The organism is Variovorax sp. 10N412, assembly GCF_056394985.1.
The window spans coordinates 257,132-270,292 of sequence record NZ_JBFTIO010000008.1 but is presented as its reverse complement, the minus strand read 5'-3'; the positions used below and the strand labels follow the sequence as shown (position 1 = coordinate 270,292).

At 70.5% G+C, this 13,161-nt stretch carries 11 protein-coding genes; 5 read left to right on the top strand and 6 right to left on the bottom strand.

Annotated elements, in window-relative coordinates; genetic code table 11:
- Positions 1-26 precede the first annotated feature (26 nt).
- From AC1DJH_RS20670 to AC1DJH_RS20645, 6 genes are read right to left on the bottom strand one after another with little or no spacing between them, the layout of a single operon-like run.
- The gene (locus tag AC1DJH_RS20670; RefSeq protein WP_478186977.1) at positions 27-1,211 is read right to left on the bottom strand and encodes an amidase; all 1,185 of its coding nucleotides are present in this window, start codon (positions 1,209-1,211) and stop codon (positions 27-29) included.
- Positions 1,212-1,266: 55 nt separating this feature from the next.
- Positions 1,267-2,256, bottom strand: a complete 990-nt coding sequence (locus AC1DJH_RS20665; RefSeq protein WP_478186997.1) for an ABC transporter ATP-binding protein — start codon at positions 2,254-2,256, stop codon at positions 1,267-1,269.
- A 47-nt stretch (positions 2,257-2,303) separates the two neighbouring features.
- Positions 2,304-3,344, bottom strand: a complete 1,041-nt coding sequence (locus AC1DJH_RS20660) for an ABC transporter ATP-binding protein (RefSeq protein ID WP_478186976.1) — start codon at positions 3,342-3,344, stop codon at positions 2,304-2,306.
- A 4-nt stretch (positions 3,345-3,348) separates the two neighbouring features.
- On the bottom strand, positions 3,349-4,254 hold the full coding sequence (locus AC1DJH_RS20655) for an ABC transporter permease (RefSeq protein ID WP_478186975.1): 906 nt from the start codon (positions 4,252-4,254) through the stop codon (positions 3,349-3,351).
- Between the two features lie 31 nt (positions 4,255-4,285).
- Positions 4,286-5,239 (bottom strand): ABC transporter permease, encoded by a 954-nt coding sequence (locus tag AC1DJH_RS20650; protein ID WP_435437995.1) that lies wholly within the window; start codon positions 5,237-5,239, stop codon positions 4,286-4,288.
- 41 nt (positions 5,240-5,280) lie between these two features.
- Positions 5,281-6,942 (bottom strand): ABC transporter substrate-binding protein, encoded by a 1,662-nt coding sequence (locus AC1DJH_RS20645; RefSeq protein WP_478186974.1) that lies wholly within the window; start codon positions 6,940-6,942, stop codon positions 5,281-5,283.
- Positions 6,943-7,151: 209 nt separating this feature from the next.
- Here AC1DJH_RS20645 and AC1DJH_RS20640 point away from each other — a divergent pair, with 209 nt between their 5' ends.
- The 5 genes from AC1DJH_RS20640 to AC1DJH_RS20620 all read left to right on the top strand — a co-directional run bounded on the left by AC1DJH_RS20640 (position 7,152) and on the right by AC1DJH_RS20620 (position 13,026).
- Positions 7,152-7,892 carry a peptidoglycan-binding protein gene (locus tag AC1DJH_RS20640; RefSeq protein WP_478186973.1) on the top strand — a complete coding sequence of 247 codons (741 nt, stop codon included), beginning with the start codon at positions 7,152-7,154 and terminating at the stop codon, positions 7,890-7,892.
- Positions 7,893-7,972: 80 nt separating this feature from the next.
- A complete protein-coding gene (gene pyrC / locus AC1DJH_RS20635; RefSeq protein ID WP_478186972.1) occupies positions 7,973-9,004 on the top strand; it encodes a dihydroorotase in 1,032 nt (343 codons plus the stop codon).
- Positions 9,001-9,852, top strand: a complete 852-nt coding sequence (locus tag AC1DJH_RS20630; RefSeq protein WP_472125470.1) for an NYN domain-containing protein — start codon at positions 9,001-9,003, stop codon at positions 9,850-9,852. Before pyrC ends, AC1DJH_RS20630 begins: the two co-directional genes overlap by 4 nt.
- Complete coding sequence (locus AC1DJH_RS20625) at positions 9,849-10,613, top strand: DUF3025 domain-containing protein (protein ID WP_478186971.1); 765 nt, start codon at positions 9,849-9,851, stop codon at positions 10,611-10,613. The genes AC1DJH_RS20630 and AC1DJH_RS20625 overlap by 4 nt, the downstream gene beginning before the upstream one ends.
- 106 nt (positions 10,614-10,719) lie before the next feature.
- Positions 10,720-13,026 (top strand): IgaA/UmoB family intracellular growth attenuator, encoded by a 2,307-nt coding sequence (locus tag AC1DJH_RS20620; RefSeq protein ID WP_478186970.1) that lies wholly within the window; start codon positions 10,720-10,722, stop codon positions 13,024-13,026.
- The last annotated feature ends 135 nt before the right edge of the window (positions 13,027-13,161 follow it).

Sequence of the window (13,161 nt, the reverse complement as noted above, 5' to 3'; positions counted from 1 at the left end):
GGCGGCCCTAGCGGCCCCGGTTCGGTTCAGGCTTGCGTGGCCAGGCGCTCGGCCAAGGCGACCAGCGACCGGTCCGACCCCGCCGGCCCCAGCAGCGACAGGCCCAGCGGCGCGCCGTCGCGCGTCGCCAGCGGCATCGACAGCTGCGGAAAACCGGCCAGCCCCGCAATGCACAGCATCCGGATCGCGCGGTTGCGGTAATCCTCCAGGGAGGCCTCGCTGTCGCTGCGCAGCGGTGCGATGTCGGGCATGGTCGGCATCAGCAGCACGCCGTCGTCGCCGAGCAGCGCGGCCAGGTGGTCGCGGAACGCGGCGCGGAAGCTGCGGGCCGCGGCCACCTGCGCGTCGGTCACTTCGCGCGACCACGCGAAGCGTTCGGCCACGCCGGGGCCCAGCGGCGGCGCGTAGCGCTCGATCAGCGGGCCGTCGGTGAGCCAGGCCTCGCGCGACTGCAGGTAGCGAAAGTTCCAGAACATCGTGTCGAAGGAATCGAGCGCCACGGTGGTCCCTTGCGCGGGACCGAACAACGCCTGCGCGCGGTCGGCCGCGCCCTGCAGCGCGTCAGCGGCCGCGGGCACGGCCAGCGCCCACACGTCCTCGGGGCGCAGCAGGCGAACCCGCGCGGGAAGGCGGGCCGTGTCGGCGCCCAGCAGCACGTCGGCCACGCGCGCGAAGGTGCCGACGTCGCGCGTGAACCAGCCGCAGGTGTCGAAGCTGGGCGCCAGGTCGAGCGCGCCTTCCAGGCTCACGCGGCCGTGCGTGGGGCGCAGGCCGTACAGGCCGCAGTGGTTGGCCGGTGCGCGCACCGAGCCGCCGGTGTCGGTGCCCAGCGCGAAGTCGCACAGGCCCGACGACACGGCCGAGGCCGAGCCCGACGAGCTGCCGCCGGTGATGCGGTCCTTGGCGGCGCCGTTGATGGGTGCGCCGAAATGCGCGTTGTTGCCGTTCATCGAGAACGCGAGTTCGTCGGTCACGGTCTTGCCCGAGAAGCGCGCGCCGGCGTCGAGCAGCTTTTGCACGGTGGGCGCGGTCTGCGTCTTGATGCCCGACATCGCCAGCACGATGGGGTTGCCGCCGCCCGTGGGGTAGCCGGCCACGTCGAACAGGTCCTTCGCGGCAAAGCTCAGGTCGGCCAGCGGGCCGGTCGCGGCGCGCGGCACCGGCGCGTCGGGGTAGGGAACGAAGGCGTGGGCGGGGTCGTGCAGGGGCATGGCGATGAAGGGCGATGGAACGGTGGCTGAAAGGGCCTGGCGCAGCTCAGGCCATTCAGGCAACGAGCACCGGCGCGATGGCCGCCGCCGCGTCCGTGTGGATGCAGCGTGCACGGTGATTCTGCGCGAGCTCCACCACCGGCGGTTGCGCGGCGCGGCAGGCGTCGCTGGCGAGCGCGCAGCGCTCGGCGAATGCGCAGCCCGGCGGCAGCGCGGACAGGTCGGGCGGCGCGCCGCCGATGGTCTCCAGCCGCGTGCCGCGCGCCAGTGCGCCGTGCGCGCGGCTCTTGAGCAGCGCAATGGTGTACGGATGCCGCGGCGAGCGGATCAGCTCGCGCGCCGTGCCTTCCTCCACGATGCGCCCCGCATACATCACGGCGATGCGGTCGGCCACCTCGACGGCCGCGCCGATGTCGTGCGTGACGAAGATCACCGACAGCCCGAGGTCGCGCTGCAGCTCGCGCAGCAGCAGCAGGATCTGGATCTGCACGGTGGCGTCGAGCGCCGTGGTGGGCTCGTCGGCCAGCAGCAGCTGGGGCTTGCAGGCCAGCGCCAGCGCGATCATGGCGCGCTGGCGCATGCCGCCCGACATCTCGTGCGGGTAGGCCTGCAGCCGCCGCTCGGGGCTGGGAATGCGCACGCGTTCGAACAGGGCCAGCGCGCGTTGCTGCGCCTCGGCCGCGCTGACGGATTCATGGCGGCGGATCGACTCGACGATCTGCGCGCCCACCGAGTACACCGGGTCGAGCGCCAGCAGCGGCTCCTGGAAGATCATCGACGCGACCTTGCCGCGAAAGTCGGCCAGCTCGCGCTGCGACATCGCGAGCACGTCGCGCCCGGCCACCTGCACCGTGCCGCCCATGCGCGTGCGGCGCTCGGGGTGCAGGCGCAGCAGGGTGCGCATGGTCACGCTCTTGCCCGAGCCCGATTCGCCGATCAGCGCGACCACTTCTCCGCGCTGCACCTCGAGGCTCACGCCACTGACGGCATGCACGGGCTTGCGAGCGCCGCTGAAGGTGACGCTGAGCTCGCTCAGGCGCACCATCGGCCCTGTGCCGGCAGCGGCGTCGTTCGTTGCTGTTGCTGTTGCGCTCATGCGGCCTTCCTCTGGAGCGTGGGGGCCATCGGATGGCCGCTGCCCGCCTCGTGGATCAGGCAGCTCACCGCATGCTGCGCACCGGTGGCGATGCGCTCGGGCACCACGCGGCTGCACACCGGCGCGGCGAGCGCGCAGCGCGGATGAAAGCGGCAGCCCGAGGGCGGGTTGATGGGGTTCGGCGGATCGCCCGCGAGCGCCGCCTCTTCGGTGCGGTGGTCGGGGTCCATCGACGGCATGGAGGACAGCAGCGCGCGCGTGTAGGGGTGCGCGGGCGCCTCGTACAGCGCGTCGGACGGGCCGATCTCCGCCACCTGGCCCAGGTACATCACCATGACGCGGTCGCTCACGTAGCGCACCACGTTGAGGTCGTGGCTGATGAACACGTAGGTCAGGCCGAACTCGGCCTTCAGGTCGAGCAGCAGGTTGATGACCTGGGCCTCCACGGACTTGTCGAGCGCGGACACGGCTTCGTCGAGGATGACCATGCGCGGCTGCAGCGCCAGCGCGCGCGCGATGTTCACGCGCTGTCGCTGGCCGCCGGACAGTTCGTGCGGATAGCGTTCGGCAAAGCGCTGGGGCGCCAGGCCCACGCGCGCCAGCAGGTCGCGCGCCCGAGCCACCGATTCGCGCCGCGACACGCCGTGCACCTGCGGGCCGAAGGCGATGGAGTCTTCGATGGTGAGGCGCGGGTTGAGCGAGGCGTAGCTGTCCTGGAACACCATCTGCACCTGGCGGCGAAACTCCTTGAGCGGCAGGTCGCGGCTGCCGACCTCGCGCCCGTCGAAGACCACCTCGCCGCGTGTGGGCTCGATGAGCTGCATCAACAGGCGCGCGGTGGTCGACTTGCCGCAGCCCGATTCGCCGACCACGCCGAGCGTTTCGCCCTTGAGCACTTCGAAGTCCACGCCGTCCACGGCGCGCACCACGCCGCCGCCGCGTCCTAGCGGATCTTTCTTCAGCGGGAAGTGCTTGACCAGGCCCGTGACCGTGAGCAGCGGCTGGGCCGGGCCGCCGATGTCTTTCAGTGCATCCATGGCTTCAGCCCTTGTTGTCCATCGCCGAGCGCAGGCCATCGGACAGGATGTTGAAGGAGATCGAGGTGATGAAGATCATCGCCCCCGGCAGCGCCGCCACCCACGGCTGCACATAGATCGCGGTGCGCAGCGTGTTGAGCATCAGGCCCCATTCGGGTTCGGGCGGCTTCACGCCCAGGCCCAGGAACGACAGGCCCGAGGCCAGGATCATCGACACCGCGATCAGGCTCGTGGCGTACACGAAGATCGGGCCCAGCACATTGCCCAGCACATGCACCCGCACGATGGTGAAGGGGTTGGCGCCCGAGGCACGCGCGGCCTCCACGTAGTCGCGCGTGCGCACCTGCGTGGTCACGCTCTCGGCCACGCGCGCGATCTGCGGAATGAACACGATGGTCAGCGAGATCAGCGAATTGACCACCCCCGCGCCCAGCGTGCCCGACAGCGCAATCGCCAGCAGCACCGACGGGAAGGCGTAGAACACGTCGATGGTGCGCATGATGAGCGTGTTGACGATGCCGCCCGCATAGCCCGCGACGATGCCGATCACCGTGCCCAGCACGAAGGCGCACAGCACCGGCGTGATGCCGATGAACAGCGACAGCCGCGCGCCCACGATCAACCGCGAGAGCATGTCGCGGCCCAGCTCGTCGCTGCCCAGGGGCAGGCCCTCGGTGCCGATGGGTTTGAGGCGCTTGAGCATCGACGCCTGGTAGGGGTCGGACGGCGCGAGCCACGGGCCGAACAGCGCCAGCGCGACCAGCAGCAGCACCACGACGGCCGCGCCCACGGCCACCGGGTCGCGCCGCAGGCGCAGCCACACCGAGGCCCAGTAGCCGCGCGAGCGCTGCATCGGCAGCGGCTCGGGCGTGGAAGAGGAGGAAGTAGAAGAAGCGAGCACGGTGGACATGGGGTGTGTCTTTGGGGTGTCTTTGTCTTCTTCAGGCGCGCGCGATGCGCGGGTCGAGCAGGGTCTGCAGCACGTCGACCAGCAGGTTGAGCAGCACGAAGAACAGCGCCAGCACCAGGATCGTGCCCTGCAGCAGCGGCAGGTCGCGCTGGAAGATGGCCGAGTTCAGCAGGAAGCCGGTGCCAGGCCAGGAGAACACGGTCTCGATGAGGATGGAGCCGCCGAGCAGGTAGCCCAGCTGCAGGCCCATCACCGCCAGCGCCGTGGGCGCCGCGTTCTTCACCATGTGGCGGAACACGCCCACGTGCGTGAGCCCCTTGGCGCGCAGCCCGACGATGAACTCCTGGTCGAGGATGTCGGCCACCAGCGCACGCACCGTGCGCGCGATGATGCCCATGGGAATCACCGACATGGTGAGCGCCGGCAACACCAGGAACTGCAGGTGCTCCCAGTTCCAGGCCCACTCGCCCGAGCCGCCGGGCCCCGCGCCCGTGGCCGGCAGCCACATGAGCTGCGACGAGAACACGATGACCATCACCATGCCCAGCCAGTAGTGCGGCACGCTCACGCCCAGCACCGAGAACATCGAGGCCAGGCGGTCGACCCACGAACCGCGGAAGTAGCCCGCCACGAAGCCGAACAGGCAGCCCAGCACGAAGCCGATGAAGGTGGCCACCACCGCCAGCCGCAGCGTGTTGCCCACGGCGGTGAACACCTCGCCGGCCACCGCGCGGTTGCTGGCGATGGAGGTGCCCAGGTCGCCGTGCAGCGCGCGCCACAACCACATGGCGAACTGCTCGGGCAGCGAGCGGTTGAAGCCGTAGAGCTCGCGCAGCTGCGCCTGCAGCTCGGCCGAGGCGTCGGGCGGCAGGATCGACACCAGCGGGTCGCCCGGCGCGATGTGCACGAGCAGGAAGCACACGAGGGCCACGCCGATCATGATCGGCACGGCGTAGAGCACGCGGCGCAGGAGGTAGGCGAACATCGTCTGGAATGGCTGGCGGGTGGGCTGGCTGGACGAGGCGCTCAGTCCATCGTCATGGTCGCGATGTCGATGAACCAGCTCTTGGGCTGCACCACGTTCTTGACCTTGGCCGACATGGCGCGCGGACCCACGTCGTGCGCGATCCACACGAAGGGCGCGTCGTCCACGATGTGCGTGTGCAGCTTGGCGAGCGCGGCGTCGCGCGCCTTGTCGTCGAAGCTGGTGCGTGCGTCGGCCACCAGCTTGTCGACTTCGGGGTTGCCGTAGTAGCCCCAGTTGTTCGACACCGGCGGAAAGGCCTTGGTGCTTACGAAGCGCACCATCGCGAAGAACGGGTCCATGGCCGCGAAGCTGATGTTGACCGCGTTGGCGCCGTTGGCCGACGGGTCCTTTGCGCCCTTGCGCCAGTTGGTGAACAGCGTGTTCCATTCGATCACGTCGAACTGCACGTCGAAGTAGCACTGCTTGAGCGACTGCTGGGCGAACTCGTTCATGGGCAGCGGCTGCATCTGGCCCGAGCCCGAGGCAGAAATCTGCACCTTCACCTTGATCGGCTTGGCCGCCGAGTAGCCGGCCTGCGTCATGAGGGCCTGCGCGGCCTTCACGTCGTACCTGATGTCGAAGGTCGGCTTGCCGAACCACGGGTGGCCCGGCGGCACGGTGCCCTTGGGCTCGGCCATCATGCCGCCCAGCAGCTGCTTCATGCCGCCGCGGTCGATGCACAGGTTGGCGGCCTGGCGCACGCGCTTGTCGAGCCAGGGCGAGCCTTCGGCGAACGACAGCTGCCACGGCCACACGTGCGGCTGCGCGTTCGAATAGACCTTGAAGCCGCGCTGCGTGATCTGTGCCATGGCGTCGGGCGAGGGCGCCTCGATCCAGTCGACCTGCCCGCCGAGCAGCGCGGCGGTGCGCGCGTTGGCCTCGGGCATGGGGATCATCACGACCTTGTCGATCTTGGGCACGCGCCTGGCGTCCCAGTACGTCTTGTTGGCGGCGAGCTCCAGACGCTCGCGCGCCACGAAGCGCGTGACCTTGAACGGGCCCGAGCCCGAGGGGTCGGCGGCGAAGGCGGTCCAGGCGGCCTTGGCCTTGTCGGCAGGCGTGGCGCCGGCGGCGGCGTCGAACTTCTTCTGCCAGTGCGCGGGCGAGGCCATGAACAGGTTCGACAGGTTGATCGGCAGGAAGGCGTCGGGCTCGCTGGTGGTGAGCTCCACGGTCAGGTCGTCGATCTTGCGGGCCGACTTGAGCGTGGGCATGCGCGAGGCCGTCACGCCGACCTGGCTGGGGTCGAACTGCGGGGCGTCCTTGTCGAGCACCTTCTGCACGTTCCACACCACGGCGTCGGCGGTGAGGGCCGAGCCGTCGTGGAACTTGACGCCGGGGCGCAGCTTGAAGACCCACTTGGTCTTGTCCTTGGCGTCGACCGCCCATGCGGTGGCCACGCCCGGAATGAGCACGCTGGGCGCGTCGGCCTTGGACAGGTCCCACTGCGTGAGCGAGTCGTAGATGGGGATGCCGGTGAAGCGGTTGCCCTCGAACCCCTGGTCGGGCTGGCCCAGCGTGCGCGGAATGTCGGCGGCCGTCATGGCGATGCGCAGCGTTTTCTCCTGCGCCATGGCGCCGGGCGCGGCCAGCATCAGCGCAGCGAGTGCCGCGCAGGCGGCCAGGGGGTTCAGGAACAGGGCAGGGGCGGCACGCTTCACATGGAACTCCGGTGGATGGGTGACTGAAAGGTTCAGGAGAAGCTCTCAAGCACGACATGTGCCAGCCGCTGAAACCGTTGGCGGTTCCGCTGCGTACATGACCTGACGGCTACGCCATCCGGCGAATAGACGCGCTGCGGCTGCGTTTTGACAATGCAAACACGCTTATTCCAGAGTCCGCGATTCAAGCGTCAGGAGAGGGAATCCCAATGATCACGCTGAAACAGGGTTGGCGCGGCGCCGACGTGCGCCGCTTGCAGGAGGCGCTGAACCGCAAGCTGTCGCCCAGCCCCGCGCTGGCCATCGACGGCGACTACGGCCCGCGCACCCGCGCCGCCGTGCTGCGGCTGCAGGCCGCGCACTGGCTGGTGGAAGACGGCGAGGCCGGCCCGTGCACTCAGAACGTGGCGTTCGACGGCGAGCGCGAGGCGCCCATCCTGCATCCCGTGGCGCTGATTCCGCCGCTGGAGCCCGCGCTGTGCTGGGCCGCCGGCATCGCGATGATGACCCGCTCCACCGTGGCGGCGGTGCTGGCGCGCACGCCCGGCGACCTGCTGGCCACCGACGGCGCGTTGCACCCCTTCGGCGGCACCCGCGAAGAGGGCGCCGAAGGCGGGACGGAAGGCGACTGGCGCTTCGCGCAGGCGCATGGCCTCACGGTGCGCGCGCCGTCGCCCTGGTCGCTCGCATCGCTGCGCGCCGCGCTGCAGGAGGGGCCGGTCATGCTCGACATGCTGTGGGGCCCCAAGGGTTATGCGCAAGGCGTGGGCCGGCCTGGCCACACGGTGGTGGTCGCGGGCATCCGCGGCGACTGCGACCCGAGCGGGCGCGGCACCACGCTGCGCGTTCTCGACCCCTGGCCGCCGAAGAAGGGCGCACGCAGTTCGGTCAATTTCTTCAAGTGGGTGCAGGCCGCGGGGGCGCGCACCTGCCGGGTGTTCCAGAGGTAGCGGCCGCTGCCGAAGGCCGGGTGCAACGCGGGCAGCAGCGCCGCGCGCGCCGCGGGGCCGATGCGACAATCGCCCCCGCCATGACAGACACCCTCACGATCACCCGCCCCGACGACTGGCACCTGCACGTGCGCGATGGCGCCGCCCTCGAAGCCGTCGTTCCCCACAGCGCGCGCCAGTTCGGCCGCGCGCTGATCATGCCCAACCTGCGCCCGCCCGTGACCACCGCCGCCCAGGCGCTGGCCTACCGCGACCGCATCCGCGCCGCCGTGCCCGAGGGCGTGGCCTTCGAGCCGGTGATGTCGCTCTACCTCACCGACAAGCTGCCGCCCGAAGAAATCGCCCTGGCCGCGCAAGCCGGTGTGCGTGCGCTCAAGCTCTACCCGGCCGGCGCCACCACCAACAGCGATGCCGGCGTGACCGACATCCGCAAGACCTACAAGACGCTCGAGGCCATGCAGAAGCACGGCCTGCTGCTGCTGGTGCACGGCGAGGTGACCGACCCCGCCATCGACCTGTTCGACCGCGAGGCCGTGTTCGTCGACCGCGTGATGATTCCGCTGCGCCGCGACTTCCCCGAACTGAAGGTGGTGTTCGAGCACCTGACCACGAAGGAAGGCGCCCACTACGTGCGCGACGCCGGCCGCTTCACCGCCGCCACCATCACGGCGCACCACCTTCTTTACAACCGCAACGCCATCTTCACCGGCGGCATCCGTCCGCACTACTACTGCCTGCCCGTGCTCAAGCGCGAGACGCACCGCGTGGCGCTGGTCGAGGCGGCCACCAGCGGCAGCGACCGCTTCTTCCTGGGCACCGACAGCGCGCCGCACCCGGCGCACCTGAAGGAACACGCGCTCGGCTGCGCGGGCTGCTACACCGCGCTGACTGCCATCGAGCTGTACGCCGAGGCCTTCGACAGCGTGAACGCGCTCGACAAGCTCGAAGGCTTCGCGAGCTTCCACGGCCCCGACTTCTACGAGCTGCCGCGCCACACCGACACCGTCACGCTCCAGCGCGAGAGCTGGACCGTGCCCGAGACCGTGCCCTACGGCGAGGCCACGCTCAAGCCCTTGCGCGGCGGCGAAACGATCAACTGGAAGCTCGCATGACCCCGACACCGCGCGTGATGCTGCTGATCGACGCCGACAACGTCTCGGCCGACGTGATCGAACAGGCCGTGCAGCGCACGATGGACGACTACGGCGCCATCCACGTGCGCCGCGCCTACTGCAACGCCGAGATGGCGGTGAACCGGCAGGCCATGTTCAAGCGGCTGCAGGTGCGCCCGATGGTGAACCTGTCGACAGGCAAGAACAGCACCGACATCGCGCTTGCGGTCGACGCCATCGACCTCGTGATCGACGAGCGGCCCGACGTGGTGGTGCTGGTGTCGTCCGACTCCGACTTTGCGCCGCTGGTGATCCGGCTGCGCGAAAAGGGCTGCCGCGTCTGCGGCATCGGCCAGCAGGGCAAGACGGGCGAGGAAACGGTCGGCATCTACGACGCGTTCATCGACCTGGAACACCACGGCGTGAAGCCCGCGGTGCGCACCGCGACCGCGAAGAAGGCGGCGGCCAAGTCGGCACCCGCGAAAAAGACACGAACGACGCGCGCGAGCAGCGCGGCCGCAGCGCCGGCGGCCCCGGCGTCAGCGCCTGCACCGGTTGCCCGCAAGGCCGCGGCCAAGACGCCAGCGCGCAAGACAGCCAAGGCCGCCAAGCCGCAGGTGCCGCAGAAGCCGCCCACCTCCGAGGCGGCGGAATTCATCCTGCAGGCCGTGCCCGCCCTGCGCAGCGGCGCCGACGTGCAGCTCAACGACGTGGCCCAGGCCCTGCGCGCCGCGGGCCTGCTCGGCAAGCACGGCAGCTCGCTCAAGCTGTTCGACAAGCTCACGGCGGAGTTCGTGGTGATGCAGCACCCCGACCGCATCCGCTGGACGGGCGCCTCCACCTCTTGAGCCTGCCGGCCGTCGACTGGGCGCAGCCCTGGCTGGCGCCCTATCGCGCCCACGGCGAAGCGGTGGCGCAGGCCGCGCGGCACACCTCGGTGGCCGCGGCGCTGCAAGGCGCCAGGCCGGCGTCGGCGCCCGACTTCGTGGCCCAGCACGCGCTGCCCGCGGGCCGGGCCTACGAAGCGCATATCTTCCAGACCCGCACCGTTCCCACCCGCGACAACCTGCACGACCTGTTCAACGGCCTCGTGTGGCTCGCCTTTCCGCAGGCCAAGCGCCGCCTCAATGAGCTGCAGGCGGGCGAGATCGCGCGCGCGGGCGTCGGCGACGTGCGCGGGTCGTTGCGCGACGCGCTCACGCTGTTCGACGAGAACGGTGCGCTGCTCGATGCGCCGCCCGCGCTGTGGCAGGCCCTGGTCGCACGCGACTGGCACACGCTGTTCGTCGCACGGCGCGGGCTGTGGAACGAAGCGCGGCTGCTGCTGTTCGGCCACGCGCTGCTCGAGAAACTCGTGACACCGCGCAAGCCGATCACCGCGCACGTGCTGCTGGCGCACGACCTGCGCGGGTTCATCGCCCCCGGCGGTGCGGCCGACGAGGCCGACGCCGCGATCGCGCGAAATCTCGATGCGAAAAGCCTGGAAACGAAGCCTTTCGTTCCCCTGCCGGTGCTCGGCGTGCCAGGCTGGTGCGCGGACAATGCGGCCGCGTCCTTCTACGCCGACGCGCGGGTCTTCCGGCCGTTGCCGAAGACGCCGACCCCCTAGCTTTTGCAGCGCTTCGTGCACGCGGCCCCAGGGCCCCGCAGCTGGGTCGCGCGCCGCGTCTCGGGGTGTCGCCCAGAATTTCAATCAGAGGAGAGTCAATAAAAACATGGACACCGTCATCATCGTTCTCAAGGTCGGGCTGATCCTTTACGCGATCTACAGCCTCATCGTCTATGCCTCGCGCCGCTCCGGCAACAAGAGCGCGCTGAAGGGCTTCCGTGACAGGCCGGTGCTTCGCCGCATCACCGACGAAGAAAAGTCCGCGCTGCAGCCGTTCCTGATGGGGCAGGGCCTCACCGTCGAGGACGACGTGCGCGAACTCAGCGGCGCCTTCCTGCGGCACGGCCTGCAGTCGCAAGGCTCGTCCACCGAGCACGACACCATCGGCGACGTCGACGTGCTGCTGCCCTACGACGCCATCGAGTACGTCGAGGCGTACAACGAGGCGCTGGTGGTGTTGAGCAAGAAGTGCGCGGTGGTGATCCGCGTGAACGGCTTCGACCTGCTCGAAGGCCGCCAGCGCGCGCAGCGCCAGCAGGCGCAGGACGCGCAATGGAAGCGCGGCGAGCCCGGCGCGCTGCCCAGCCTGGACGACGTGGAGCCCGACGCCGCCGCCTCTGTGGCGAGCGACCCGGACGCGCGCTACAAGCGCGGCGAGGTCGTCATCCTGAACCAGCGCGCCGAGACGCCCGAGGAAGTCGAGAGCCGCGTGGGACGCGGCAGCGGCTGGGGCTCGGCGCTGGTGTGGCTGCTGGCGTTCGCGCTGCTGTGGCTCGCTACCTGGGACGCCACGCGCGCCGCGCAGGCGTACCTGCTGGGCGCGGGGCTGATCGCGGGCCTGTGCGCCGCGTGGCTCTTCGTGCGCCGGCCTTCCGGCACCTCGGCCGAGCGCCATCCGCAACAGGTCAACCGCGTGCGCGGCATGCTCAACGAGATTGCCGTGGTCAACGCGGGCAACGTGGCGATCAAGCGCGTGGGCCTTTTTCTCGGCGACAAGCTCAGCGTCGCACTGCCTTCGCACTGGGCGCATGCGCCTTCCACGCCGTATGGCGAGGTGATCGAGGCCGAACTTCGCGCCAGCGACTGCAGCGCGGTGAGCTTCGGCGACAAGTGGTCGGTGGCCGACGAATGGCGGCGCTTCCGCCCCGCGTACTGGGGGCGCCATCTGCTGCACCTGCTGGTCGGGCTGCTTGCGCTGGCGGCGTTGGCGCTGTCGCTGCCCGATCCGCGCGCCGACCTGCGCGGCGACCTGGCGCTGGTCGCGCAATCGGTCCTGCATGAAGAAGCGCCGGCGTACACCGACGCCGCGCAGCTGGCCGCCCAGCCGCCCAAGTGGGGCAGCCTGGTGAGCCTGAAGGGCGAAGGCCGCTGCGAGATCGGCATGGGCGGCCACGGCGACGGCAACCGCACGGCGCCCGTGGTCGACTGCACCCAGGTGCGCTGGAACGGCCAGGCGCCCGTGGTGCCCGAGCTGAAGATCCCCGAAAGCATCGTGGCGCTCGGCAGCCCCGATTTCATCCGCGCGTCGGAAAACGGCATTGCCGCCAGCCTCATGGCGATGCTGCGCATGCAGATGGGCCAGGGGGCCGACCCGCTGGCCGCCTACCGCGCGCGCGAGAACGTGCCGATGATCGTGCGCCGGTTCGATCGCACCGTGGCCACGGTGGAGGCGGCCTGCAAGGACAGCGAAGGCCTCTCGCCGGGCGGCTGCCGCAACCTGCAGCAGGCCATCGTGAACACGGTGGAAGCCTCGGTGGAGACGGACGGCACCGACACCCCGATCCGCAGCTGGGCGGCGCTGGCCGCGAGCGCGGCGCCGGACAAGGAAAACGCCGACCTCGTGCTGACGCGCAGCCAGCTGGCCACCCTGCAGCGCGCGGTGCGGCAGTCGGTCGACGGCCTGGTCGCCGCGAAGATCGAGGCGGCGCGTCCCGCCATCGTGCCGGCCCGCGGCGGCGTGGTGCTGGTGTCCACGGCGCCGATCGGCGGCGTGCAACGCCAGGTGAACGAGGAAGGCACCATCGTGTCCGACGACGCAGATGCGGCCGTGGTCGAAGCCGCGGCGGCCGTCGACGGCGAGGACACCGGCGACGATTCGCTGCTCGGCCGCTGGGCGCGCCTGCAGCGCAATGCCGCGCCCGAAGGCGTGAAGCCCTTCGTTCTTGCGGGGCTTGTGACGGCCAGCGACACGGACGGCTCGGGCGCGGTGCGCCTGCACATCGACCCGCACCGCGACGCCACGCAGGCCGCGGCGGCCGGCGCGCACACGCTGTGGGCGCTGTTCGGGCTGGCGCTGGTGCTGGTCAACGGCGTGCTGTTCGCGTGGCGCTTCGCGCAGGGCATGCGCCGCCGCAGCCGGCTGCATGCCGACATCGCCACCCGCCCGGCACCGGGCGCGACGGGCCTTTTCTGAGGGGGCTACAGGCCTTTGCGGCAGCGGGGAATACCCGGGCGCCGCAACTTTTGCTCCTATCATGGTTCTCCCTGCCGCCGCCGCGCGGAGTGCCCTGCAACGCACCACGACACCCGGGCCCTCCATGCCGCGCAT

Coding starts and splice junctions, on each gene's coding strand:
- AC1DJH_RS20640 (WP_478186973.1), top strand. CDS start 7,152: ATGATCACGCTGAAACAGGGTTGGCGCGGCGCCGACGTGCGCCGCTTG.
- AC1DJH_RS20670 (WP_478186977.1), bottom strand. CDS start 1,211: ATGCCCCTGCACGACCCCGCCCACGCCTTCGTTCCCTACCCCGACGCG.
- AC1DJH_RS20630 (WP_472125470.1), top strand. CDS start 9,001: ATGACCCCGACACCGCGCGTGATGCTGCTGATCGACGCCGACAACGTC.
- AC1DJH_RS20620 (WP_478186970.1), top strand. CDS start 10,720: ATGGACACCGTCATCATCGTTCTCAAGGTCGGGCTGATCCTTTACGCG.
- AC1DJH_RS20660 (WP_478186976.1), bottom strand. CDS start 3,344: ATGGATGCACTGAAAGACATCGGCGGCCCGGCCCAGCCGCTGCTCACG.
- AC1DJH_RS20655 (WP_478186975.1), bottom strand. CDS start 4,254: ATGTCCACCGTGCTCGCTTCTTCTACTTCCTCCTCTTCCACGCCCGAG.
- pyrC (WP_478186972.1), top strand. CDS start 7,973: ATGACAGACACCCTCACGATCACCCGCCCCGACGACTGGCACCTGCAC.
- AC1DJH_RS20650 (WP_435437995.1), bottom strand. CDS start 5,239: ATGTTCGCCTACCTCCTGCGCCGCGTGCTCTACGCCGTGCCGATCATG.
- AC1DJH_RS20665 (WP_478186997.1), bottom strand. CDS start 2,256: ATGGTGCGCCTGAGCGAGCTCAGCGTCACCTTCAGCGGCGCTCGCAAG.